The sequence below is a fragment of the Enterococcus sp. DIV0187 genome, from assembly GCF_051713785.1.
GTDB lineage: Bacteria > Bacillota > Bacilli > Lactobacillales > Enterococcaceae > Enterococcus_A > Enterococcus_A avium.
In genome coordinates this window covers 2,101,177-2,124,000 of record NZ_JBIOQO010000001.1, presented here as the reverse complement: position 1 = coordinate 2,124,000, position 22,824 = coordinate 2,101,177, and the positions used below count along the sequence as shown (strand labels likewise).

Here is a 22,824-nt window from a genome sequence, read left to right as displayed (position 1 = left end):
ACAATACGTTACAGTGTAATGTATTAATGTGACAATAAATAACCGAACGTGTGTTTTTGAAATACTTAATCTCTTTTAAGAATAATTAAAAACAGCGTACTGATAAGGTTTTTGGCAGGTTTTTATCATGTCTTATTTTGAAAGCGCTGCTTAAAGTTGCAATGTTGAAATTTTGTTGTAAAAAATCAGAAAATTCTATACGAAAAAATCATGGAAATCGCCAGAAATTTTCTTAAGAAAAGGTAAACCAAGCTAGATTGAGGTGGAAAATGAAAATCACAATGAAAGAGGTGGCTCGCTTAGCAGGGGTTTCAGTGACGACAGTGTCTCAGATTCTCAATCAAAAGGGCGGCCGCTTTAGCGAAGCGACGAGACAAAGGGTATTAAAGGTGATTGCAGAGCAAGATTATTCCCCAAATTATTTTGCTTCCAATATTATCGCGAAAAAATCGAAGACGATCGGCGTGATTGTTCCGGATTTTTCGGAACAGTTTGCTTCGGCGATTGTCCGAAAAATCAGAGAGCAATTGGAAAAGCAGGGCTATTATCTGATTATCTGTGAATCAGATCATGATTTTTTTAAGGAACAGGAGTTATTGAATCAACTAGCAAGAATTGCAGTCGAAGGAATTTTTCTGTTCACGCCAAATGATTACCAGGGAAAGAAAATCATCGAACGTGGACGTTTTCAAGAGATTCCGGTCGTTTTTGCTGATCGCGGTTTGAATGAAGGGTTTTATGGGACCGTCAAGCTGGATGAATATTCTGGTGTTTATCGTGCAATCGAATGGCTGATCACAGAAGGTCATGAAAAAATTGCTTTTATTATGGATAATGCTGAGCACTATCATCTGACAGAACGTTTTGACGCTTATTGCCAGGCGTTGAAGGATCATGATCTATTAATAGAAGAAAAATACATTAAGCAGATGCCTTTGACGATAGCTGGAGGGTATCAAGGAACGATTGATTTGTTAAAAGAGACGGACGTTCGTGCGATTTTTTGCTGTGACGATATGCTGGCGATCGGCTGTTACCAAGCGCTATATGATAGCGGGAAGAAGATGAATCAGGACATCACGATTATTGGCTTTGATGGCGGTGAAGTCACACAAATCCTTCGTCCTCAAATAAAAAGCGTTCGTCAGCCATACGAAGAATTAGGCAAGGCCTACGCCGAAAAAATCCAAATGGCGATTGACCAGCCCGATCGAAGGATGGACGATCGGCTTTTTCAGGTCACTTTCGAAACAAGATAATAAGTTCGAAGTAGGAGGAAAAACTTATATCCCGCATGGTTTTCGGGATGTGAAATTATTTTAAAATTATTTCATAGCAAAAATTATATTGAAAATGTTTGCTAAAAATATTTTTAACTTAGTATATATGCTACTTCATAAAAAAGTCATAATTTATCGGCCAAAAGCCATTATTTTTCTGATAAAATATGATGGTAATAAAGTTATAGTATTTCTTAGCCAGCAGGGGTAGTTGGCGTGAATGCATCAATTTTAAGCGAGAAAAGTGAGGGTATATTTTGAGAGGTATTAGGGAGGATTTTTTTCAAGAGAAAACGAAAAAAATCATTATTATCAGTTTGGTGGTTTTACTTTTAGTTGTTAGTTTTTATTCATTTAAGAGTGTTCATTATGCGGATCGGTTGTTACCGAAAACGAAGGTAAACAGTATCAATGTTGGCGGATTAACGCTTGAGCAGGCAAATAAAAAAATAAATGCTGAATTAACAGAGGCGCCCTTTGAAATTCACCTGGGCAGTACCATATGGAAGCAATTTAAACGAAGTGAATTGGGCTGGCAAACAGATCATCTGGAGGAGCTTAGCAAAATCAAGCAAAATCAAAAACCATTTGCTTGGGGAATTACCAGCTTGTTTGGCAGCCAGTACGATTTGCCGAATATATACGATCAATCCAAAGTAGATCAATTGATAGATAGTTTGGGTACAGTGCTCCTTCAAACAAACGCTGCGCGTGTGCCGACAAAAAATGCTATGATTGAATGGCAAGAGGATCATTTTGTGATTGTCCCAGAAAAGCAAGGAGATACCTTTGATGTCGAAGCGGTCAAAACTGCTTTAAAGAAGTATCTGGAAAATGGTGAGGATTCACTAGATACGGAGGATTATTACGCCCAGCCAGTTCTGACTAAAGAAGATAGTACATTAAAAAAATTAAAGACTAAAATGAATCAATTAGCCAAGCTAAAGGCAGTCTATACGATTGGCGGAAAGCAGCTAACGATTCCTCCCCAAGAACTTAGCAGCTGGTTAACTACCAATGAAAAAGCGGAAGTGCTTTTGAAACAGGATCAGGTGACGGCTTTTGTGACGAAGTTGAATGAAGAAAACAATACGAAAGAAAATCCGACATCCTTTAACAGTACTTTACGAGGAACCGTTTCTGTTCCTGCAGGTCTTTATAACTGGACGATCGATATTCCTTCAGAGGTGAAGGAATTAAGTGCTCAGATTCTAAAAGGTGAGAACTTTAATCGTGTACCAAAAGTAGTAAGTGATGTAGAAAATATTCAGACAAGCATTGGCAATACTTATGTAGAGGTGGATCTGCAAAATCAGCACATGTGGTATTACAAAGAAGGAAAGCTGCAATTTGAAACGGATATCGTCAGTGGAAAACCGTCAACGCCGACTCCTCCTGGATTAAACTATGTTCGAAGCAAGTCAATGGATCAGGTGCTGAGAGGTTTGAATGACGACGGCTCTAAATATGCTAGTCCTGTCCGGTATTGGATGCCAATAGATGATACAGGTGTTGGTATCCATGATTCCGATTGGCAGTACGCCTATGGCGGTGATTTGTGGCTGTATCGCGGCTCTCATGGCTGTATCAATACGCCTCCGGCCAAAATGGCTGAGCTGTATCCTATGCTTGATGAGGGAACACCAGTCTTAGTTTTTTAAGAAAAAATCAGATATAAGTGAACGTGCTAACCTGCGGGTTGGCACGTTTTTTATGCTCTAATTGCGTCAACTGGTATTAGATTTTCATACCAATTATTGAAAAGTTTATTTGAATATAGTTTGAAAGAAAAATTCTACTAGCATATTTTATCTTACGAAAACTTGATAAATCAGCATTTTAAGCCAATAGTAAAATTACTAAAAGATTTATTGTTGACAAAGGTAAAAAAACCACCTTACCATTGGGTTGTGGTTATAACCAGTTTAAAAGAAGGAGAAGCCCATGGAAAATTCTTTTAAAAACAAAGCTTTGTATCATCAACTTGTAGATTTATTGAAGAAGCGGATGGAAAGCGGCATGATTCCTCATGATAAGCTGCCATCTGAGCGGGAATTAACAGCTCAGTACGGAGTTAGTCGGACGACGGTCCGTTTAGCTTTGCAAGAGCTGGAAAACACGGGATACATTTATCGGCGTCATGGAAAAGGGACATTTGTCTCTGATATCAAAACAGCTGCTGCAGATTTAGCTGGTGCCTACAGCTTTACCGAACAAATGAAAAGCCTCGGCAGACATCCTGAGACGCGAATTTTATCCTTTGAAAAAATGGAAGCCGATAAATTTATCGCACAACGACTCAATCTTCCTTTAGGAGAAGCAGTTTTCAAATTGAGTCGGCTGCGGATCGCGGATCGAGAGCCTTTAATGATTGAAGATAGCTATCTGCCTGTCAAATTCTTCTTGTCATTAGATGATCAGCTATTAAGAAGCAAGCCCTTGTACGATCTTTTTTCAGAAGATTTTAAGCAAACCGTCCGTTTAGCAGATGAAGAGCTTTATGCCAGCATCGCTTCAAAGGATGACGCGAAACAGCTGATGATCCCTGAAGGAGCACCAGTCCTGCATTTAGTCCGTCAGACCTACAATATGAAAAATGAAATCATTGAATTTACTTTGAGCGTCGCTCGCGCGGATCAATTTCATTATCAGATTCGTCATATTCGAAATAGTTAGGAGAATTAAAGCATGTTTACAATAGAAAAAGAAAAATTGGAACAAATGGGAGCGGAGATCACGACGCGTGAGATTCGCCAACAGCCGGAACTTTGGAAAGAAACGATTGACCTTTATCAGTCAGCCCAAGGGGAATTAGAAAATTTTCTTACAGAAGTCCAAAAACAAGCAAAGGGTCAGCGTACACGCGTAATTTTCACCGGTGCGGGAACCTCCCAATATGTAGGCGACACGCTGGTTCCTTATTTGCGCAAACACGGCGATCGTCAAGCATTCAGCTTTGAAAGTATCGGAACCACTGACATCGTGGCGGAGCCTGAAGAATATTTAATCAAAGAGGAACCGACCTTACTGGTATCCTTTGCCAGAAGCGGAAACAGTCCTGAAAGCTTGGCAGCAGTTGAAATCGCAAATCAAGTCGTGGATACAATCCATCATTTATCAATCACCTGTGCAAAAGAGGGAAAATTGGCGCAAATCAGCCAAGCCGATTCCAAGAGCTTTTTATTCTTAATGCCTGTTCGTTCGAATGATGACGGTTTTGCCATGACTGGCAGCTTCTCCTGTATGACACTAGGCGCGTTGCTGACATTTGATCAAACAGCACTAGAGGAAAAGCAAAACTATGTAGAAACATTGAACGCTTTAGGAAACGAAGTGATCGCCCGTGAGCATGACATCGAAGAAATTGTCGCACTTGATTTTGAACGAATTGTTTATGTCGGTTCCGGCAGTTTAGCAGGCTTGACCAGAGAAGCACAATTAAAAATCCTAGAACTGACCGCTGGAAAAATCGCGACAGTCTTTGATTCATCGATGGGCTTTAGACACGGACCAAAATCATTTATCAATGAAAAAACTATTATGTTCGGTTTTGTCAATAATGATCCATACACGCGGGATTACGATTTAGATATCTTAGAAGAAGTTCACGAAGATGAAATCGCTTCCGGTGTCTTTGCTATCACTCAACCCGGAAAACGGAATTTCTCTGGGGATACGTTCGAGTTTGCAACTGGGACTTCTTTACTTCCAGATGCCTATTTAGCACTAGGCTATGTCATGGTAGCACAAACTGTCGCGCTTTTAACATCGGTGAAAGTTGCGAATACACCTGACACGCCTTCACCAACGGGGACAGTCAATCGAGTGGTAAAAGGTGTAACGATTCATGACTATAAATAGGAATTAACTGGGAGGAAGAAACATGCTTACATTAACAACAGGTAAAAAAGCGGCGATGGACCGTTTATCAACAAAGGATGGCATTATCAGTGCCTTAGCAATTGATCAACGTGGGGCGTTAAAAAAAATGATCAAAGCGTTAAATGTCGAACCAACGGATAAGCATATTGAGCATTTTAAAGAATTGGTATCGAGCGAGCTGACACCATATGCGTCTTCGATCTTATTGGACCCTGAATACGGTCTGCCTGCAGCAAAAGTACGTCATGCAGATGCAGGTCTATTGCTGGCATATGAAAAAACAGGCTACGATGCAACCACACCAGGACGTTTACCTGATCTATTAGCGGATTGGTCGGTTTTACGACTAAAAAAACAAGGTGCCGATGCTATCAAGTTTTTACTTTATTATGATGTGGATGAAGATCCTGCGATCAATCATCAAAAGCATGTCTTTGTCGAACGGTTAGGCAGTGAATGTGCAGAAGAAGATTTGCCATTTTACTTAGAATTGGTTTCTTATGATGCGCAAATTTCAGATGCTGGTTCATTTGACTATGCCAAAGTGAAACCGCACAAGGTCAATGATATGATGAAGGAATTCTCAAAACCGCAATACAAAGTGGATGTTCTAAAAGTGGAGGTCCCAGTGAATATGAATTTCGTTGAAGGCTTTGGTACTGGTGAAATCGCTTATACAAAAGAAGAAGCGGCAAACTATTTCTTAGAACAAAGCCAAGCAACGGATTTACCATTTATTTTCTTAAGCGCAGGTGTTTCAACGGAGCTATTCCAACAAACATTGGTATTTGCTAAAGAAGCTGGCTCCACCTTCAATGGTGTGCTCTGTGGGCGTGCCACCTGGAAAAATGGTGTAAAGCCGTTTATTGAATCAGGTGAAGCTGCTGTTCGTGACTGGCTGCAAAGCGAAGGTCGTGAAAATATCGAAAGCTTGAACAACGTGTTAAAACAAACGGCAAGCTCATGGCATGACAAAGTTCAAGTCGTAGAAGAAGCAGCGGTGAACTAGGAGGCGAGCTCGTGATAGTAACAGTAACGATGAACCCGTCCATTGATATTTCTTATCCACTGGAGAAACTGAAGCTAGACACGGTCAATCGAACCGATCAGGTGAGTAAAACAGCTGGCGGAAAAGGACTTAATGTCACGCGTGTCATTCATGATTTGAAGGGCGATGTTTTAGCAACGGGTGTTTTAGGCGGTTTTCATGGCGCTTATATCTCGGAAGAATTAAAGAAAGCAGGTATCAAGCAGGCATTTACAGCGATCCAAGAGGAAAGTCGAGATTCAATTGCGATCTTGCATGAAGGAAATCAGACGGAAATATTAGAAGCTGGTCCAACGGTTTCAGAAGCGGAACAGCAGGCTTTTTTGGAAAATTTTCAGGAGTTGGTTAAAGAAGCCGAGATTGTCACCATTTCAGGCAGTCTGGCTAAAGGGCTCCCATTGAATTTTTATCAAAGGCTCGTTCAATTAGCGGAAGAACAAGGGGTAAAAGTCCTTGTGGATACCTCTGGTGAAAGCTTGAGGCAGGTGTTAGCCGGTGAGCATAAACCCTTTTTGATTAAGCCAAACCTTGAAGAACTAGAAGCGTTGTTGGGTCAGCCGTTTTCAATTGATGATCTAGAAGCGCTTCAGCGTGCTTTAGCTCAGCCTTTATTTACTGGTGTTGAGTGGATTGTTGTGTCACTAGGCAAAGATGGGGCGCTTGCAAAATATCGTGATTCTTTCTATCGAGTAACGATTCCAACGATTAAAACAGTTAATCCAGTGGGGTCAGGTGATGCTACTATAGCTGGGTTTGCCTATGGCTTATCACAAAAAATGAGCGTAACAGAACTGCTGAAGCTGTGTATGGCAGCCGGTATGGCCAATGCTCAAGAAGAACGAACAGGTCATGTCAATCCAGCGAATGTGGACATGCATTTTGAAGAGATCAACGTAAGAAAGGCTTCGCGAACTCGCTCAGCTTTTGAGCAATAAGACCAAAATATTTCTAAATTGCCAAGAAACACAGTGATCGAAGAGAACTGATGTTGATTGGTACCTACTTGGTGCTTCTCAAATTTCGAAATATTTTTGCTTATTGCCGAAAAAGCTAGTTCGTGAAGCCGGACATGGATATGCCTGCTGTAAAACGATTTATTCATGTGAAAATTTTATACTTTCTTCATAGTAAAAAGATCGAGCAATAAGCTCGATCTAGTCAGGATTAATTGTTTTTTGAGACCAGTTCAATTTTGTAAAAATTCCATTTTTTATAGGATTCAACATATTCCAGCATTTGCTGTGTATCCCTTCGTTTGGTCACACGGACTTGGAGAACAGTTGGTTCATCAGCAGAAATCTCCAGCAGCTTTGCTGCATCTGAAGGAGTCGGGAACTTGATTTCATTTGTTTCAGTAAAGTCTTCTTCGTTCATATGGATATTATAATCTAGCTTAAAGCGTTGATAGATGGAATTGTAATAGCTCAGTTCTTGATAATTAGGATTCACATATTGTTCCGGCAAATAGGTCTGCTGATAGATATACGGAGTTTCTTCGGCTTTGCGCAAGCGTTTGATGCAGTAATAAAATGCTGTATCAGGCAATTCGAGCTTACTTAAATAAACGGGATCATTTCCTCGTGTGATTGATAAGACTTGTACTTGATCATTACTTATAGGAAACAACTCGATATCGGAAAATTCGACTATTTTTCCTTTACGGGCGCGCGAGACGAAAGAACCACGGCCTTGATGTCGAACAATGAATCCATCCTTGACTAAATCATTCAACGCGCGAATGACGGTGATTGAGCTGACACTGAACATTTCTGCCAACTCGGCTTCCGTATAAAATTTGTCGCCATTTTCGAATTTGCCAGAAATGATTTGCTGTTTTAGTTCATCTTTTATGATTTGGTATTTTGGGATGACCATAGGAACCTCCAAACAATGAATAGGAATTAAAAGTTTCATTAGAATTTTTTGATTTTGTGGTTATGGCTTGATTTTAACACATTCCACTAAAATAAGGAGAGTTGACTTTCAGTATCGGATAATTTAATATATTAATATATTAAAAACGCTTTCATTTAAGGAGGGAGCTTTTGAAAACATTTGAGATTAAAGAAGATTTTCTTTTAAACGGCGAGCCCTTTAAGATCATGTCAGGAGCAATACATTATTTTCGGATTGACCCAGCGGATTGGTATCACTCACTGTATAACTTGAAAGCTTTAGGCTTCAATACCGTTGAAACGTATATACCATGGAATTTGCATGAACCAAAAAAAGGTGAGTTCCATTTTGAAGGAATACTAGATTTGGAACGCTTTTTATCAATTGCAAAGGAACTCGAGTTATATGCGATCGTAAGGCCATCACCATACATTTGTGCAGAATGGGAGTTTGGTGGATTCCCCGCTTGGCTACTAAACGAAGACACACGCATCCGAACAAATGAAATCGGTTATTTAAAACATGTGGCTGATTATTATGATGTCCTCATAAAGAAACTGGTTCCTCATCAGTTGTCAAATGGCGGAAATATTTTGATGATCCAAATCGAGAATGAATATGGTTCATATGGAGAAGAAAAAGACTATTTACGTTCGGTTCGAGATTTGATGATAAACAGAGGAATCACGGTTCCGTTTTTCACTTCAGATGGGCCTTGGCGTGCGACACTTAGAGCAGGCAGCATGATAGAAGAAGATATTTTAGTTACGGGCAATTTTGGTTCAAAGGCCGAAGAGAATTTTGCATCCATGCAGAGTTTCTTCGATGAACACGGAAAAAAGTGGCCCCTGATGTGCATGGAATTTTGGGATGGCTGGTTCAATCGCTGGAAGGAACCTATTGTTCAACGAGATGCCGAGGAGTTGGCGGAAGCAGTTAAGGAAGTCTTAATTAGAGGCAGTATCAATCTATATATGTTTCATGGGGGAACGAATTTTGGTTTTATGAATGGCTGCTCCGCACGAGGAGTCATTGATTTGCCGCAAATTACTTCTTATGATTACGGGGCTCCGCTAAATGAGCAGGGCAATCCAACCGAAAAATATTTCGCAATTCAAAAAATGATTCATGATACGTTTCCTGAGATTCAACAAATGGAACCGTTGACAAAGAACACAATGGAAGTAAAAGGAATTCCTTTAAGAAATAAAGTCAGCTTGTTTTCAACTTTAGACACGATCAGTCAACCGGTGAAAACGACATATCCAGAGACGATGGAAATGCTAGGACAAAATACTGGCTACATTCTGTATCGCACATCGATTAAAAAGGATGCGGAAGAAGAAAGACTAAGAGTCATTGATGGTCGCGATCGTAGTCAGCTATTTCTAAATCAAAAATTACAAGCGACACAGTATCAGACGCAAATCGGCGAGGATATCATTGTTCCGATGACTGAAGAAACCAATCAATTAGACATTTTGATTGAAAATATGGGTCGGGTTAATTACGGATACAAATTATTTGCTGATACACAAAATAAGGGGATTCGAACAGGAGTCATGGCTGATCTGCATTTCCTCACTGATTGGTCGCAGTATTGCTTGCCGCTGGATTCGTGTGAGACGGTTGATTATTCAAGAGAATGGCAGCCAGAGCAGCCAAGTTTTTATCGCTATGAAGTAGTGCTTGATGAAGTGGAAGACAGCTTTATCGATCTGTCGAATTTTGGAAAAGGTGTCGTTTTCGTCAATCAAGTAAATATCGGACGATTTTGGGAAGTTGGCCCAACACTATCGCTTTATATTCCTAAGGGATTACTTAAAGAAGGCAACAATGAAATCGTGATTTTTGAAACAGAAGGAACCTTTCAACCAGAGATTCAATTGGTAAAAAAACCATTATATAAAGAAATGAAAGAGGGATAACAATGAGTATTATTGGAGTAAGAATTGACGGACGTTTGATTCACGGACAGGTAGCAAACTTATGGACAACAAAACTGAATATTACGCGGATCATGGTGGTAGATGATGAAGTGGCACAAAATGATATTGAAAAAAGCGGACTGAAGCTGGCTACTCCAGCGGGTGTGAAGCTAAGCGTGCTGCCGATTGAAAAAGCCGCTAACAATATCTTAGCAGGGAAATATGATTCTCAACGTCTATTGATCATTGCCCGCAAACCCGATCGTTTATTGAAGCTAGTTGAGCTAGGTGTTCCAATTGAAGAAATCAATGTCGGAAATATGTCGCAAACAGATGAAACGCGTTCAATTACTAAATCAATCAATGTTGTCGATCAGGATGTAGAAGTATTCAACCAATTACATGCTAAAGGCGTTCGCTTGATCGCACAAATGGTACCAAGTGATAAAGCAGAAGACTTCATGAATCTATTAGCGAAATAGGAGGATAAGTAAATGGATATCTTATGGTGGCAGATCTTATTATTAACATTATATGCAGGGTATCAAATTTTAGATGAATTACAAATTTATTCATCATTGAGTGCACCAGTCTTTGCCGGATTATTTGCCGGCCTAGTAATGGGCGATTTAAAAGCAGGACTTATTATTGGCGGCAGTATGCAATTGACCGTACTAGGTGTCGGTACATTTGGAGGCGCATCAAAAATTGACGCTAACTCCGGAACGATTCTAGCAACAGCTTTTTCAGTAGCATTGGGAATGAATCCAGAGCAAGCGATCGCTGCAATTGCGGTACCAGTTGCCAGCTTGATGATTCAATTAGATATTTTGGCTCGTTTTGCCAATACGTATTTCGCTCATCGGATTGATAAATTAGTCGAAGATATGAATTATAAAGGCATTGAACGCAACTTCTTGATGGGGGCCATTCCATGGTCATTTTCTCGCATGATTCCAGTCTTTCTAGCGTTAGCATTTGGTGGAGGCTTAGTCGAAAAGGTTGTTGCTGTCTTGAATGGTGATTTGAAATGGTTAGGTGACGGTCTATCTGTAGCCGGAGCAGTTTTACCAGCTGTCGGGTTTGCGATTTTATTACGTTACTTGCCTGTGAAAAAACACTTTCCTTACTTGATCCTAGGATTCACGTTAACAGCGTTACTAGGAACAGTTTTTACCAATATGCAGGTTTTAGGAACTGGTGTAGCTGGTGTCGTGAAGAATTTCGAAGGCATTTTCAATTCACTTCCTATGTTAGCCATCGCATTGATCGGATTTGCTTTAGCTGCGATCAGTTATAAGAATGGACAGATGATTCCAAATTCCCCAGCACCGAAAGAAGTTGCTTCCAATGATTCAGATGAAGGAGAGATTGAAGATGACGAAATCTAATTATAAGTTGACGAAGGAAGATTTTAAGCAGATCAATCGCAGAAGCTTGTGTACCTTCCAATTAGGCTGGAACTATGAACGAATGCAAGGATCAGGCTACCTTTATACAATCTTGCCGCAATTACGTAAGATTTATGGCGATGACACGCCGGAACTAAAAGAAATTATGAAGACTCATACACAATTTTTTAATACGTCAAACTTCTTCAATACAATCGTGACTGGGATTGACTTGGCGATTGAAGAAAAAGAAGGGATCGGCGGAAAAGACACTGTATCAGGGATGAAGGCTGGGTTAATGGGTCCCTTTGCGGCAATTGGGGATTCGATCTTCGCCGCATTGATTCCAACGATTTTTGGGGCCTTGGCAGCGAATATGGCGATCAATGGAAATCCAACTGGTATCTTCATTTGGATCATCGCACAAATCGCGGTAATGATCTTCCGTTGGAAACAACTGGAATTCGCTTATCGTGAAGGAATCTCTTTAGTTACAACGATGCAGCATCGCTTAACTGCTTTGACAGACGCGGCGACTTTGCTTGGGGTCTTCATGGTTGGGGCGTTAGTTGCGACCATGATCAATGTAAAATTCTCTTGGGCACCGAGCATTGGTGATGTGACGTTGAATATGCAGAACAATCTTGATATGATCTTACCGCGCTTATTACCAGCAGGAATCGTTGCAGCGATTTATTGGATGCTAGGTAAAAAGAACATGACTTCAACCAAGGCGATCTTTATCGTATTAGTAGTCTGTGTGGCATTATCAGCATTAGGTGTGATTTCTAAATAAGTTAGGCTGATTCCAATGAATAATGAGGAGCGAACCAATGGGAAAACAATTAGTTTTAGTGAGTCATGGACTCTTTTGTGAGGAATTGAAAAAGAGTACGGAAATGATTATGGGACCGCAAGAAAGCATCCATACAGTCAGTTTACTTCCCGCAGAGTCAGCGGAAGATTTTCGCGCAAAATTTGAAGCAGTTATTGCGGATTTAGATGATTTTGTCGTGCTGGCTGATTTGATGGGCGGAACACCTTGTAATGTAGTCTCGCGGATGATTTTAGAAGGGCAAGGGATCGAACTATACGCAGGAATGAATATGCCGATGGTGATTGATTTCATCAATAGTGAATTGATCGGTACAGAGCTTGCATTAGTCGAATCTGCGACAAGTAATATTTGCCACGTGAATGAACGGATCATCGGTGACGATGATGACGAGGACGAGTAAAATCTCATAGAAGATGATATAGAGGCGTCGTTTATTTGTGAATAGGAGCTGGTTTGAAAGTCTAAAAGACTTTCGAACCAGCTCCTTTTTCTGTTCTGCTATTATGGTATGATTGAGGAGAAAAGAAAGAATGGGAGATTAGAGTGGATTTCAACGAGAAACTAAAGCAATTACGTCAAAATAAGCAATGGACGCAGGAAGAATTAGCAGAGAGACTATTTATCTCACGAACAGCAGTTTCCAAATGGGAGTCAGGTCGCGGATTTCCCAGTATTGATTCCTTAAAAGCTATTTCGCAGGTTTTTGATATTTCTATTGATGAGTTGCTATCCAATAGTGAATTGCTGTCAATTGCAGAAAATGAGCAGCAACAGCAGCGGAAGAAGTTTCAACAGCTGCTTTTAGGTATTTCAGATTGCATGGTTGGCTTATTAATTGTTCTGCCGATTTTTGGTCAAGCACAAGGGAACCATATTGCGTTTGTCTCTTTATGGCAACTTTCGCAGGATACGATTATTTTCAAGCTTATTATTTTTTCATTCGTTATTTTAACAATGCTGTTCGGCATTTTTGAACTCGCTTTTTCTAGGCGAGAACAACGAATTATTGGATCGGTTTCTTTGATTTTATCGTTGTTCGGCGTACTGCTTTTCATCATGACTAGACATCCATACCCGGCAACGTATGTATTAATGCTTTTGGCAGTGAAGGGGATTTCCCTATTAAATAGCCGTTGATACGCATCGTCACATCAAGGTGACGGTGCGCTTCTTTTTGTTTCTGGCAGTCTCTGATACGTTTTATTTGGATAGCTTCCAAATAATTGTTAGGAGAGGATTAGTCAAATGAAAATAGCAAAGAAGCAATTAGAAACAGCCATAGGATTATTGATCGTCTTTATTTTATACACGATTTCTTTATCCTTGTTCGATGTACAGAAAATAGGTCCGCAGCATTCGGAGGTGGGCTTTTCTACAATTAATCAATACGTATTTCAGAAGATAGGTACTAGTGAATTTTGGTATCAAGTGACGGAAATCTTAGGGATTTTTCCATTGATAATCGTGGGGTATTTTGCTTTACGAGGCTTTTTCCAATTGTATACCCGCAAGAAGCTCTTACTAGTGGACAAGGAAATTCTTGCGCTAGGATTTCTTTATGCTGGAGTCGCCGCTTGCTATGTTCTTTTTGAAAAAGTCATCATCAATTATCGACCGATTTTAGTAGATGGACAGCTAGAGGCATCCTATCCGTCAAGTCATACTTTTCTAGCGATTACAGTCTTACTGTCAGCTTTTTATGTGTTAAGAAAGGAAACAGGAACGGGAAAAGCAATCATCGCCTATGTGAGCCTGGTGGTCATGATTGCGCTGGTTATCGGTCGTTTTTTGTCTGGAGCCCATTGGGGAACCGATATTTTTGGCGGATTTTTATTAGGTCTGACACTTGTCAGCTTCTACCTTGCAGGAATTGAAAGTAGTTCTAAACACAAAAAAAGAACGTTAAAAACTCAACGTTCTTAGAAGAGCCACCTGTCGGGCTTGAACCGACGACCTCTTCCTTACCATGGAAACGCTCTACCAGCTGAGCTAAGGCGGCATAGTTATTTAACACAAGATATAGAATAGCGAAAACAAGCTTATTTGTCAACTGGTTAAACAGAAAAAAATGCGGCATTAGCTGCTGTGAATTCTTTATTTATAAACGAGTCGTCGCTTACGAACTTGCGACGACTTGTTTATGACTTGTTTATATAGTTTAGAGACGATATCATTATATCCCTTTGGTTGAGTCCAGACATTTGAGAGCAGAATAATGCCATTTTGACCATCTTTTGAAAAATCAACAAGGGCTTCAAAACGTGCCTTAACTCCTCGTGAATGGTAGTTATTTGTCATGTTATAGATTCCGCTGGCGTATTTTTCACCTGGATACGTTTGCCATAATGCAGCACGTTCTTGTGTTGTTAAAAATTTGTCCTGATAAAGATCTTGAAAATAGCTGTACAAATCTTCCCCCGACATAAACACATTGCCTGTTCCTAATTCATCTGCGTAAGAAGATACGGTCGTAGGAGCGTAAACAGGGCCGGATGAACTTTCTGAGTATGAAAGAGCCTGCTGATTGTTCGTTTCTGAATAGAAGCTTGTTTCTTTCAGCTTCATTGGTTTTCTTAAAAGTTTATCAAATAGTGTGCTGTAGTCGGTATGATAGACTTGCTCCAAAATTCCAGCTAACAAAACATAATTGACCGGTTGATAGGAGTAACTAGAATTCGCAGCCACAGTCGTTTGACGAATTGTCTCTGAAAGTATTTTTTGTGGATCAGTAGTGTTCAATGCGGCAATTTTCTTTTCGTCGATACGTAACCCAGAACTCATATTCAGCATATCTTTGATAGAGATTTTCTCACTATTAGAAATTTGCGGATAAAAGGTGCTGAGCTTTTCCTCTAGGGAAATTTTACCAGATTTAACCGCCTGCATGATCAAATAGGCAGTTTGTCCCTTTTGAACGGAGCCGATGCAATATTGTGTATGAATCGTATTGTGGATTCTTCTAGCTTGATCTTTCCAGCCATAAGCTTTATTCAAAATCACCTGTCCATGCTGAAAAACTAAAACAGTACCGCTAAAATTTTTTTCTACCAATAACTGCTCAATACCAGCGGACGTAGCGTTTTTTGGTTCGATTGGTTGCTGATTGGTCAAATCAGTAGTTGTTTTCGTTGCAGGTGTGCTGCTTTTTTTCGTTGCGTGATGCTCAGAATAGCTGTGTTCAGCATACATTCCGCTGAATGCTAGGAGTATTAAAAAAAGCGGAAAAACAAGTGTTAATTTATTTTTCTTTCTTTTTTGGTGCTTGTGTTTTGACATAATAAATCCTCTAATTCTATTTGAAATCGTTCCATTTTTATTTCGATAAAAATTTTCAGCAGCTCCATCTAATTTTTGAAAATTAGGATTGCATCATGAAATAAAAATTGATATTATAGTAAAGTATTCTTCCGGCATAGCTCAGTTGGTAGTAGCGCATGACTGTTAATCATGATGTCGTAGGTTCGAGTCCTACTGCCGGAGTTTTAGAGATGATCTTTTGATCGTCTCTATTTTTTTACACCTAAAAAGTGAATTTTATATGAATAAAAAGCTTAAATATGAGTGAAATATTGAGAAAAGCATGACCTTTTTTTAAAACGAAGTCACTCTCTTTGAACCTAATAACAATCCTCGTTATACTAATAGCGAGGAGGGATTCGATGGAAAAACGCGATGCCTATTTTGACAACGCAAAACTTTTCTTGATGATCTTAGTTGTGTTTGGTCACTTTCTACAGCCGTTTGCAAATGATCATCCTCTATATAATGATTTGTACTATTTTATCTTTACCTTCCACATGCCCGCGTTCATCCTGATCTCAGGTTTTTTCGCGAAAAGTGGACCAAAACCCTTGATGATTTTAGTAAAAAAATTGTTGCTTCCCTACATTTTCTTTCAGTTGTTGTACTCCGGCTATTACACGTTGATTGGTCTGCAGGATTCCTTCAGTCTTGATCTGGGAATTCCGCAATGGTCATTATGGTTTTTATTGAGCTTGTTTTGCTGGAACGTGCTTTTGCATTTGACGCATAAATTTTCAGTAAGACAGGTTTTGATCGCTAGTATACTGATTGCACTGCTCGTGGGGTATTTTCCAATTTTTGATCGTTTTTTAGCGGTTCAGCGAACATTGACGTTCTTCCCTTATTTCATGTTAGGCTACGTGATTCCGAAGAATTGGGTCGAAAAGCTGAAGACATATCCGAAAAAATGGATGGCCTTACTGCTATTTAGCGGATTGTTTCTATTTATACAGGGAAACGATTTGATCAATAAGTATTGGGTCTTTGGTTCAAAGCCCTATGAAGACTATCTCAATCAACCGTTACTAGGCGGACCTCAACGTTTGATCTTTTTTATAGCTGGGTTAATCGGAATCGTTGCTTTCTTGATGATTGTCCCCAAAGAACGGCACTTTTTCTCCAATTGGGGAAAAAATACGTTGACGGTGTATTTGCTTCATGGTTTTTTAGTGAAAGGCTTGAGAGCCCTTGAGCTTGATTTCGAGATCAGCTCTGTGGAAGTTCTTTTATTGTTTATCGGGAGTATGTTGCTAACGGTGATGCTATCAAGCAAGCGACTGGGTCAATGGATCGAAAAAGGAAAAGCAGTTTTGCAGCCTAGTTTGTAAACTAATTGTCTCTTTGTCTCATTAAGCGTAAAATGAGGGGCAAGGAGGCGTTTTTTATGGCAAAAATTACAAATGAACGAACCCAAGCTTTTCGAAAAGCTTTTGAACAAAATTCTAAACAAATCGCATTGCAACGAGGCGTAGTAAAAAATGGTATTCGGGCCTCTGCGGAAAATATTCAGACACATGTGGAAAATACGCCGGTCTTCTCCATTGATCTGGCTACAGGAAAAGTCGCAAACCAAAAACAATCTGGACGCTGCTGGATGTTTGCGGCATTAAATACGTTTCGGCACAAACTGTTGACGACCTTTCAGCTGAAGGACTTTGAGCTTTCACAAAACTATACCTTCTTTTGGGATAAATACGAGAAGGCAAATTACTTCTATGAAAATATATTGAATACAGCAGATCAGCCTGTAACGAGCCGCGAGGTGGCCTTTTTGCTGCAAACACCGCAGCAAGATGGTGGGCAATGGGATATGATTGTGTCTCTTTTCCAAAAATATGGAGTCGTACCGAAAAGTGTGATGCCGGAAAGCAGCAACAGTTCAAACTCTCGCGATCTAAATAATTATTTAAATAAATTATTACGCAAACACGCGGTTCTGCTCCGTCAGATGGTCTTGGAAGAGGCGACAGAAGAAGAGATTCAAGCAAACCGTGAAGCGATGCTGCAGGAAGTCTATAATCTTTTGGCGATCTCATTGGGGACACCGCCAACAGTGTTTGATTTTGAATATCGTGATGAAGAAAAAAATTATCATTTGGATCAAGGACTGACTCCACAAAGCTTCTATGATAAATATGTTGATGTAGATTTAGATGAGTATATCAGTATTATCAATGCGCCGACTGAAGACAAGCCTTTCATGAAATCCTATACGGTGGATATGTTAGGAAATGTAGTGGATGGTAAACAGGTAAAATACTTGAATCTTGAGATGGAGGATTTCAAGGCATTGGCGGTTAAGCAATTAGAGCAAGGCGAATCTGTCTGGTTTGGCTGCGATGTTGGTCAATCCTCAACCCGCGACAGCGGAATCATGGCCTTAGATGCCTATGATGTCGAAGATTTATTTGACGTTGATTTGACCATGACGAAGGCTGAGCGATTAGACTATGGCGAAAGCTTGATGACCCACGCGATGGTTTTGACCGGTGTCGACTTGATTGATGGTCAGGCGAAAAAATGGAAAGTCGAAAACAGCTGGGGAGAAAAAGTTGGCGAAAAGGGCTTTTTTGTAATGAGTGACGAATGGATGGATGAATACACCTATCAAATCGTTGTTCGCAAAGAATTTTTAACACCAGAACAATTAGCTGCCTTCGAGGCAGAACCAACAGTTCTAGCACCTTGGGACCCAATGGGTGCGTTGGCATAAAAGAAAAAAATCTGAGACAGTGTGGCTGTTTCAGATTTTTTTGAAACGCCCTTTTTACGAACAAAAGCGTTTTCTTGCTGATTATGCTATACTTTTAGCAAAAAGGATGTTGATTCAACTTTTGGAAAAGGCTTAATGAGGGGATTTTATTAAGAGAAGTCGCTTGCGAAATGGATAATTTAGTTGAATGGGAGATGCATTCGGAAAATGAAAAAGGAGGTTGGTTGAATGCCTAAACATTTAGCCGTTCGGCATGCTGAAAATATGCGGGAATTGGGTGGTTATAAGACAAAAGATGGACGGAGGATCGCTCATCAAAAATTGATTCGTTCTGCAGGTATCAATCATATTGATGCGCAGGATAAACACTATTTAAGTAAATACGGGATTAAAAAAGTCGTCGATTTTCGTTCAATTGAAGAGCGAGATTCTCAGCCGGATCAGGAAATACCTGAAGCGAAAAATATTTTCTTGCCAATTTTTCCAATAGAGGAAACTAAGACAGCTTCGGCCTCGCCTAGGAAAATGATGCGTCGGATGCAAAACGGAGAGGATGCGCATCAACAAATGGTCGAGGTATACAAACACTTTGTGACAGATGACCATGTGCGAGGACAGTATCGTAAATTTTTTGATTTAGTCTTGGAGAATTCAAGTGAGAAGGAGAGTCTGCTCTTTCATTGTACGGCAGGAAAAGACCGTACGGGTTTTGCGGCAATCCTGTTATTAAGCAGTCTAGATGTCAATCAAACAACCATCACAAAGGATTATCTAGCAACGAATCGTTATTTAAAGAAGGCTGTCGAAGAAATGTACCAAAAAGCGGAGAAAGCAGGTGTGCCCGCGGATTCGTTGAACGGCATTGAGGATATGATGAAGGCTAAAAAGGAATATCTGCAAACAAGCTTCAAATTAATCAAAGAGCAATATGGAACAATGAATAACTTTATTCGTGATGGAATCGGTGTAACGAAACAAGAAATCAAAGACCTGAAGAAAATTTATTTGTTGTAAGGAGCTGACGAGATGGATGAACTGCTAAACTATTTACAATTACAATCGAAAGCTGTACCGATCGGCGGCGGAGATACCAATCAGGCCTATCGTGTAACAGATGGAGAACGGGATTATTTTCTAAAATACCATCCTCAGATGTCAGCGGACTTTTTTCAAGCTGAGGTTGGCGGGCTGGAAGAATTGAGCAACTTTGTACGCGTTCCAAAAGTTTTTCAACATGGAACTTTTATGGAAGGGGCTTTTATTCTGATGGAATGGATCGAACCTGGTGAAGGGGATCAAAAAGATTTAGCCCATGCATTGAGTAAAATCCATCGAGTAAAAGCCGATTATTTTGGTTATAAAAAAAATAATTTTATCGGCGTCCTTCCGCAAATCAATACATTTACCAGAGACTGGTGGGACTTCTATTTTACCTATCGTTTGGAGATCCAAATTGAAATTGCCAAGGGAAGAAATCATTGGACAACGAAGCGAGAACAAAATTATCAGTTATTTAAAGAGTGGGTGTATCAAAAATGGGGTACAATGTCTTTTGAACCAACTTTATTGCACGGTGATTTTTGGAGCGGCAACACGTTTTTTGATACGCAAGGACAGCCTGTATTTATTGATCCGGTAGTGTCATATGGCCATCGGGAAGTGGATCTGGCCATGTCGCAGCTTTTTGGCGGATTTCGTCGAGAGTTCATCGACAGCTATCAAGAAATTCTACCGATGCGTGCCGGTTGGGAAGAACGACTGACGATCTATCAGCTCTATTATCTGCTTGTTCATCTGAATACCTTTGGCGAGAGTTATGGGGATGCGGTAGATCGTGTCTTAGCTTTAGGAGGAAAGTAATTGGGAAAAAGATACACCTTGAATCATGAGGTCGCCTACTATGAGTGCGATATCAATCAAAATATGACATTTCCGGCTTTATTAAGCGTTGCTATCAAGGCATCGTCTGATCAAAGCGATCAATTGGAACGGGGCACTGAATACATTAATACGCTAGGGATTACTTGGGTGATTACTCAAACGGAGGTAACAATTGATCGATTGCCAAAAGTCGGCGAGCAGATCACGGTCGTGACTGAGCCAACCGAATTTAATCGTTATTTCTGTTACCGCAGCTTTTGGGTTTATGATTCAGAGGAAACAGAATTGCTGAAGATCGATATGTCCTTTGTTTTGATGGATGTTGAAAATCGGAAAATGAGCAGTGTGGATGCTAAATTAATGGCACCTTACGAGTCACCGCAGGTTAAAAAGATTCGTCGCTGGCCTAAGATCGAAAAAGTTGAGGGTGAACAGCATCAGTTATATCACGTACGTTACTACGATCTTGACAGCAATCATCATGTCAACAATGCCATGTATTTCAATTGGTTGATCGATGTCTTAGGTTATGATTTTATGACACAGCATGAACCGATCTATGTGAATGTAAAATTTGATAAAGAGGTATTATACGGGAACGATATCGAAAGCTTTTATGAAATTGTTGAGGCAGAAGAAGTCAAAACCCGACATGAAATTCGTCTTGGCGATCAACTGGCCTGCGAAGCAAATATTTTATGGCAAAAAAGAAGCTGAATCGAGAGTATTTTCGATCCAGCTTCTTTTTGTCGTGTTGCTTAGCAAATTATTCTTCCATAAATCGCTTCAATTCTTCTTTTGAGAGCTTGGCGTTCAACGCGATCAATAATTTTAACCGGGCCTTTTGACTGTTAATCCCGTTACAGAAGATCACCCCATGCTGAGCTAATTCTACGCCGCCGCCATGATAATCATAGACAGGTTCAGCAATCCCGTTGAAGCAGCGAGAGACTAGAACGATCGGCAGGCCTTTTTCCAATAAATGATAAAAAGGCGGTAAGGTTTGCGGCGGTAAATTTCCCGCACCCAATGCTTCTACTACGAGACCATCCACAGAAATGGCTTGGTCAAGTATCTTAAAGAACTCGCCCTCCATCCCGGCAAAAACTTTTACAATCGGAATCATCGCATCAAAACTGTCGATATCATAACGAGTTGCCTTGGGAAGTTCTTGTTTGAAAAGAATCTTTGATTTTGTTACTAATCCGATCGGTCCTAGCGTCGGCGTCCTAAATGTGGCGACATTTGTTGTATGGGTCTTTGTCACATAGCGGGCACTGTGGACTTCATCATTCATGACCACTAGCACGCCTTTATTGATGGCACTTTCTGAAGCCGCTACACGAATCGCACATTCAAAATTATAGAGGCCATCACTGCCTAATTCATTGATTGAACGCATCGCGCCGGTGAGAATAATCGGCATTAAATCACCGATGGTTATTTCTAGAAAATAAGCAGTCTCTTCTAATGTATCCGTTCCATGTGTGATAACGACGCTATCAAGGCCTTCTTGTTTGGCCGCTTTAATCCGTTCCTTGAGCTGGAACATTGTTTCAACTGTTATATGTGGAGAAGGCAGATTAGAAAAGTCTTCTACGATTAATTCGATATCAGCAGGTAAACGTAATTCTTGCCCCGCCGCCAGTAAAGGATTTTTCTTATCAGGGCGTACAGCACCGTCAGCATCCTGACTCATTGAGATCGTTCCACCTGTATGTAAAATCAAAATCCGTTTCATCTTCATTACTCCATTCGTTATTCGCGCATTGCAATCATTTTTTTGCTATGTTTATTGTATACTATGAAGCAAGGGGAGGCTAGGATACTATGATTCGAATTGGATTAACTTCTTTTAATGAACACAGCAGTCTGACGGGTAAGAAGACCTCTTCTTTGTATGAGTACGCTGGTTACTTACCATTGGTAGAATTAGATACGAATTATTATGGGATTACCAGAAAAAGTTCCGTTGAAAACTGGCTCACACAGGTTCCGGAGGATTTTCGTTTTGTGGTGAAGCTATATGGCGGATTCACAGGACAGGCGAAATGGCAAGATAGCTATCCTTCTATGACTGCGATGCAGGAGCATTTTTTAGAAACCTTGCAGCCGATGATCGAAAGTGGAAAGTTATTTTGCTTTTTAGCGCAATTTCCGGCACAATTTAAATGTACCAAAGAAAACGTTGCTTATTTAGAAACGTTGCGAGAATTGTTCAACGATTTGCCTGTGGCGATCGAGCTGCGAGACTACAGCTGGTATGGCAAAGAGTTCATTGAAAAGACCCATCAGTTAATGAGAACCTTGAACTTTAGTTTGGTGATGGTTGATGAACCGCAGCTGCCTGACACTGTACCGTTGGATACGACGGTAACCAACCCGAATTTCAGCTTGTTCCGTTTCCATGGCAGAAATCGGGCCTATTGGAATGATCGCACGGGGGATTGGCGGAAGAAACGTACGCTTTATCGTTACAATGAAGCAGAGTTAAAAATATTAGGAGAAAAAATTCAGCAAGTAGCCAAGGAAACAAAAGAAGTTGGTGTTATCTTCAATAATAACTCCGGTGGGGATGCGGCCGATAATGCTATGCAACTGAAAAAGCGTTTAGGTTTGGATTACGAAGGATTAAATCCGAGCCAAATCGATCTATTTTAAAAT

General features: G+C 40.3%; 22 protein-coding genes and 2 tRNA genes. 20 read left to right on the top strand and 4 right to left on the bottom strand.

Annotation, left to right across the window (positions count from 1 at the left end):
* Positions 1 to 269 precede the first annotated feature (269 nt).
* From IGI52_RS10410 to IGI52_RS10385, 6 genes are all read left to right on the top strand, one after another.
* The gene (locus IGI52_RS10410) at positions 270 to 1,259 is read left to right on the top strand and encodes a LacI family DNA-binding transcriptional regulator (RefSeq protein WP_438781224.1); all 990 of its coding nucleotides are present in this window, start codon (positions 270 to 272) and stop codon (positions 1,257 to 1,259) included.
* Positions 1,260 to 1,537: 278 nt separating this feature from the next.
* Complete coding sequence (locus tag IGI52_RS10405; protein WP_438781222.1) at positions 1,538 to 2,941, top strand: L,D-transpeptidase family protein; 1,404 nt, start codon at positions 1,538 to 1,540, stop codon at positions 2,939 to 2,941.
* A gap of 283 nt (positions 2,942 to 3,224) precedes the next feature.
* Positions 3,225 to 3,956: a GntR family transcriptional regulator gene (locus IGI52_RS10400; protein ID WP_016181189.1), complete on the top strand. Its 732-nt coding sequence runs from the start codon at positions 3,225 to 3,227 to the stop codon at positions 3,954 to 3,956.
* A gap of 12 nt (positions 3,957 to 3,968) precedes the next feature.
* On the top strand, positions 3,969 to 5,141 hold the full coding sequence (gene agaS, locus IGI52_RS10395) for an SIS domain-containing protein (protein ID WP_049221666.1): 1,173 nt from the start codon (positions 3,969 to 3,971) through the stop codon (positions 5,139 to 5,141).
* A gap of 22 nt (positions 5,142 to 5,163) precedes the next feature.
* Positions 5,164 to 6,171, top strand: coding sequence for a tagatose-bisphosphate aldolase (lacD, locus tag IGI52_RS10390; RefSeq protein ID WP_438781220.1), 1,008 nt, complete (start codon positions 5,164 to 5,166; stop codon positions 6,169 to 6,171).
* Positions 6,172 to 6,182: 11 nt separating this feature from the next.
* On the top strand, positions 6,183 to 7,145 hold the full coding sequence (locus tag IGI52_RS10385; protein ID WP_438781219.1) for a hexose kinase: 963 nt from the start codon (positions 6,183 to 6,185) through the stop codon (positions 7,143 to 7,145).
* A 229-nt stretch (positions 7,146 to 7,374) separates the two neighbouring features.
* On the opposite strand, the gene IGI52_RS10380 is transcribed toward IGI52_RS10385, so the two are convergent.
* Positions 7,375 to 8,085 (bottom strand): GntR family transcriptional regulator, encoded by a 711-nt coding sequence (locus IGI52_RS10380; protein WP_016181193.1) that lies wholly within the window; start codon positions 8,083 to 8,085, stop codon positions 7,375 to 7,377.
* 170 nt (positions 8,086 to 8,255) lie between these two features.
* On the opposite strand from IGI52_RS10380, the gene IGI52_RS10375 reads away from it, so the two are divergent.
* The 7 genes from IGI52_RS10375 to IGI52_RS10345 all read left to right on the top strand — a co-directional run bounded on the left by IGI52_RS10375 (position 8,256) and on the right by IGI52_RS10345 (position 14,186).
* Entirely contained in the window at positions 8,256 to 10,034 is a 1,779-nt protein-coding gene (locus IGI52_RS10375; protein ID WP_438781218.1) for a glycoside hydrolase family 35 protein, read from the top strand.
* 2 nt (positions 10,035 to 10,036) lie between these two features.
* Positions 10,037 to 10,516 carry a PTS system mannose/fructose/N-acetylgalactosamine-transporter subunit IIB gene (locus IGI52_RS10370; protein ID WP_016181195.1) on the top strand — a complete coding sequence of 160 codons (480 nt, stop codon included), beginning with the start codon at positions 10,037 to 10,039 and terminating at the stop codon, positions 10,514 to 10,516.
* A 12-nt stretch (positions 10,517 to 10,528) separates the two neighbouring features.
* On the top strand, positions 10,529 to 11,425 hold the full coding sequence (locus IGI52_RS10365; protein ID WP_049221658.1) for a PTS mannose/fructose/sorbose/N-acetylgalactosamine transporter subunit IIC: 897 nt from the start codon (positions 10,529 to 10,531) through the stop codon (positions 11,423 to 11,425).
* Positions 11,412 to 12,221 (top strand): PTS system mannose/fructose/sorbose family transporter subunit IID, encoded by an 810-nt coding sequence (locus IGI52_RS10360; RefSeq protein ID WP_438781215.1) that lies wholly within the window; start codon positions 11,412 to 11,414, stop codon positions 12,219 to 12,221. Before IGI52_RS10365 ends, IGI52_RS10360 begins: the two co-directional genes overlap by 14 nt.
* Positions 12,222 to 12,258: 37 nt before the next feature.
* Positions 12,259 to 12,663, top strand: a complete 405-nt coding sequence (locus tag IGI52_RS10355) for a PTS sugar transporter subunit IIA (RefSeq protein ID WP_102871723.1) — start codon at positions 12,259 to 12,261, stop codon at positions 12,661 to 12,663.
* Positions 12,664 to 12,806: 143 nt separating this feature from the next.
* A complete protein-coding gene (locus tag IGI52_RS10350; protein ID WP_438781214.1) occupies positions 12,807 to 13,400 on the top strand; it encodes a helix-turn-helix domain-containing protein in 594 nt (197 codons plus the stop codon).
* A 108-nt stretch (positions 13,401 to 13,508) separates the two neighbouring features.
* A complete protein-coding gene (locus IGI52_RS10345) occupies positions 13,509 to 14,186 on the top strand; it encodes a phosphatase PAP2 family protein (protein ID WP_438781213.1) in 678 nt (225 codons plus the stop codon).
* Positions 14,187 to 14,189: 3 nt separating this feature from the next.
* On the opposite strand, the gene IGI52_RS10340 is transcribed toward IGI52_RS10345, so the two are convergent.
* Positions 14,190 to 14,262 (bottom strand) — tRNA-Thr (locus IGI52_RS10340).
* Between the two features lie 95 nt (positions 14,263 to 14,357).
* Positions 14,358 to 15,539, bottom strand: coding sequence for a serine hydrolase domain-containing protein (locus IGI52_RS10335; RefSeq protein WP_438781212.1), 1,182 nt, complete (start codon positions 15,537 to 15,539; stop codon positions 14,358 to 14,360).
* A 130-nt stretch (positions 15,540 to 15,669) separates the two neighbouring features.
* On the opposite strand from IGI52_RS10335, the gene IGI52_RS10330 reads away from it, so the two are divergent.
* From IGI52_RS10330 to IGI52_RS10305, 6 genes are all read left to right on the top strand, one after another.
* Positions 15,670 to 15,743, top strand: a tRNA-Asn gene (locus IGI52_RS10330).
* A gap of 179 nt (positions 15,744 to 15,922) precedes the next feature.
* On the top strand, positions 15,923 to 16,894 hold the full coding sequence (locus IGI52_RS10325) for an acyltransferase family protein (RefSeq protein ID WP_016181202.1): 972 nt from the start codon (positions 15,923 to 15,925) through the stop codon (positions 16,892 to 16,894).
* A gap of 56 nt (positions 16,895 to 16,950) precedes the next feature.
* Positions 16,951 to 18,279: an aminopeptidase C gene (locus IGI52_RS10320; RefSeq protein WP_049222028.1), complete on the top strand. Its 1,329-nt coding sequence runs from the start codon at positions 16,951 to 16,953 to the stop codon at positions 18,277 to 18,279.
* Between the two features lie 228 nt (positions 18,280 to 18,507).
* Positions 18,508 to 19,293: a tyrosine-protein phosphatase gene (locus tag IGI52_RS10315; protein WP_016181204.1), complete on the top strand. Its 786-nt coding sequence runs from the start codon at positions 18,508 to 18,510 to the stop codon at positions 19,291 to 19,293.
* Between the two features lie 12 nt (positions 19,294 to 19,305).
* A complete protein-coding gene (locus IGI52_RS10310; protein ID WP_102871719.1) occupies positions 19,306 to 20,139 on the top strand; it encodes a fructosamine kinase family protein in 834 nt (277 codons plus the stop codon).
* Positions 20,140 to 20,877: an acyl-[acyl-carrier-protein] thioesterase gene (locus IGI52_RS10305; protein WP_102871718.1), complete on the top strand. Its 738-nt coding sequence runs from the start codon at positions 20,140 to 20,142 to the stop codon at positions 20,875 to 20,877.
* Between the two features lie 49 nt (positions 20,878 to 20,926).
* Here IGI52_RS10305 and IGI52_RS10300 read toward each other — a convergent pair whose 3' ends face one another.
* On the bottom strand, positions 20,927 to 21,901 hold the full coding sequence (locus IGI52_RS10300) for an asparaginase (RefSeq protein ID WP_048719392.1): 975 nt from the start codon (positions 21,899 to 21,901) through the stop codon (positions 20,927 to 20,929).
* A gap of 89 nt (positions 21,902 to 21,990) precedes the next feature.
* On the opposite strand from IGI52_RS10300, the gene IGI52_RS10295 reads away from it, so the two are divergent.
* Entirely contained in the window at positions 21,991 to 22,821 is an 831-nt protein-coding gene (locus IGI52_RS10295) for a DUF72 domain-containing protein (RefSeq protein WP_271819801.1), read from the top strand.
* Positions 22,822 to 22,824: the final 3 nt, after the last annotated feature.

What these genes read in the sequence shown, in the direction of transcription:
- IGI52_RS10360 (WP_438781215.1), top strand. Translation starts at nt 11,412, where the DNA reads ATGACGAAATCTAATTATAAGTTGACGAAGGAAGATTTTAAGCAGATC.
- lacD (WP_438781220.1), top strand. Translation starts at nt 5,164, where the DNA reads ATGCTTACATTAACAACAGGTAAAAAAGCGGCGATGGACCGTTTATCA.
- IGI52_RS10400 (WP_016181189.1), top strand. Translation starts at nt 3,225, where the DNA reads ATGGAAAATTCTTTTAAAAACAAAGCTTTGTATCATCAACTTGTAGAT.
- IGI52_RS10380 (WP_016181193.1), bottom strand. Translation starts at nt 8,085, where the DNA reads ATGGTCATCCCAAAATACCAAATCATAAAAGATGAACTAAAACAGCAA.
- IGI52_RS10300 (WP_048719392.1), bottom strand. Translation starts at nt 21,901, where the DNA reads ATGAAACGGATTTTGATTTTACATACAGGTGGAACGATCTCAATGAGT.
- IGI52_RS10355 (WP_102871723.1), top strand. Translation starts at nt 12,259, where the DNA reads ATGGGAAAACAATTAGTTTTAGTGAGTCATGGACTCTTTTGTGAGGAA.
- IGI52_RS10320 (WP_049222028.1), top strand. Translation starts at nt 16,951, where the DNA reads ATGGCAAAAATTACAAATGAACGAACCCAAGCTTTTCGAAAAGCTTTT.
- IGI52_RS10310 (WP_102871719.1), top strand. Translation starts at nt 19,306, where the DNA reads ATGGATGAACTGCTAAACTATTTACAATTACAATCGAAAGCTGTACCG.
- IGI52_RS10295 (WP_271819801.1), top strand. Translation starts at nt 21,991, where the DNA reads ATGATTCGAATTGGATTAACTTCTTTTAATGAACACAGCAGTCTGACG.
- IGI52_RS10345 (WP_438781213.1), top strand. Translation starts at nt 13,509, where the DNA reads ATGAAAATAGCAAAGAAGCAATTAGAAACAGCCATAGGATTATTGATC.
- IGI52_RS10325 (WP_016181202.1), top strand. Translation starts at nt 15,923, where the DNA reads ATGGAAAAACGCGATGCCTATTTTGACAACGCAAAACTTTTCTTGATG.
- IGI52_RS10315 (WP_016181204.1), top strand. Translation starts at nt 18,508, where the DNA reads ATGCCTAAACATTTAGCCGTTCGGCATGCTGAAAATATGCGGGAATTG.
- IGI52_RS10365 (WP_049221658.1), top strand. Translation starts at nt 10,529, where the DNA reads ATGGATATCTTATGGTGGCAGATCTTATTATTAACATTATATGCAGGG.
- IGI52_RS10370 (WP_016181195.1), top strand. Translation starts at nt 10,037, where the DNA reads ATGAGTATTATTGGAGTAAGAATTGACGGACGTTTGATTCACGGACAG.
- IGI52_RS10335 (WP_438781212.1), bottom strand. Translation starts at nt 15,539, where the DNA reads ATGTCAAAACACAAGCACCAAAAAAGAAAGAAAAATAAATTAACACTT.
- agaS (WP_049221666.1), top strand. Translation starts at nt 3,969, where the DNA reads ATGTTTACAATAGAAAAAGAAAAATTGGAACAAATGGGAGCGGAGATC.
- IGI52_RS10410 (WP_438781224.1), top strand. Translation starts at nt 270, where the DNA reads ATGAAAATCACAATGAAAGAGGTGGCTCGCTTAGCAGGGGTTTCAGTG.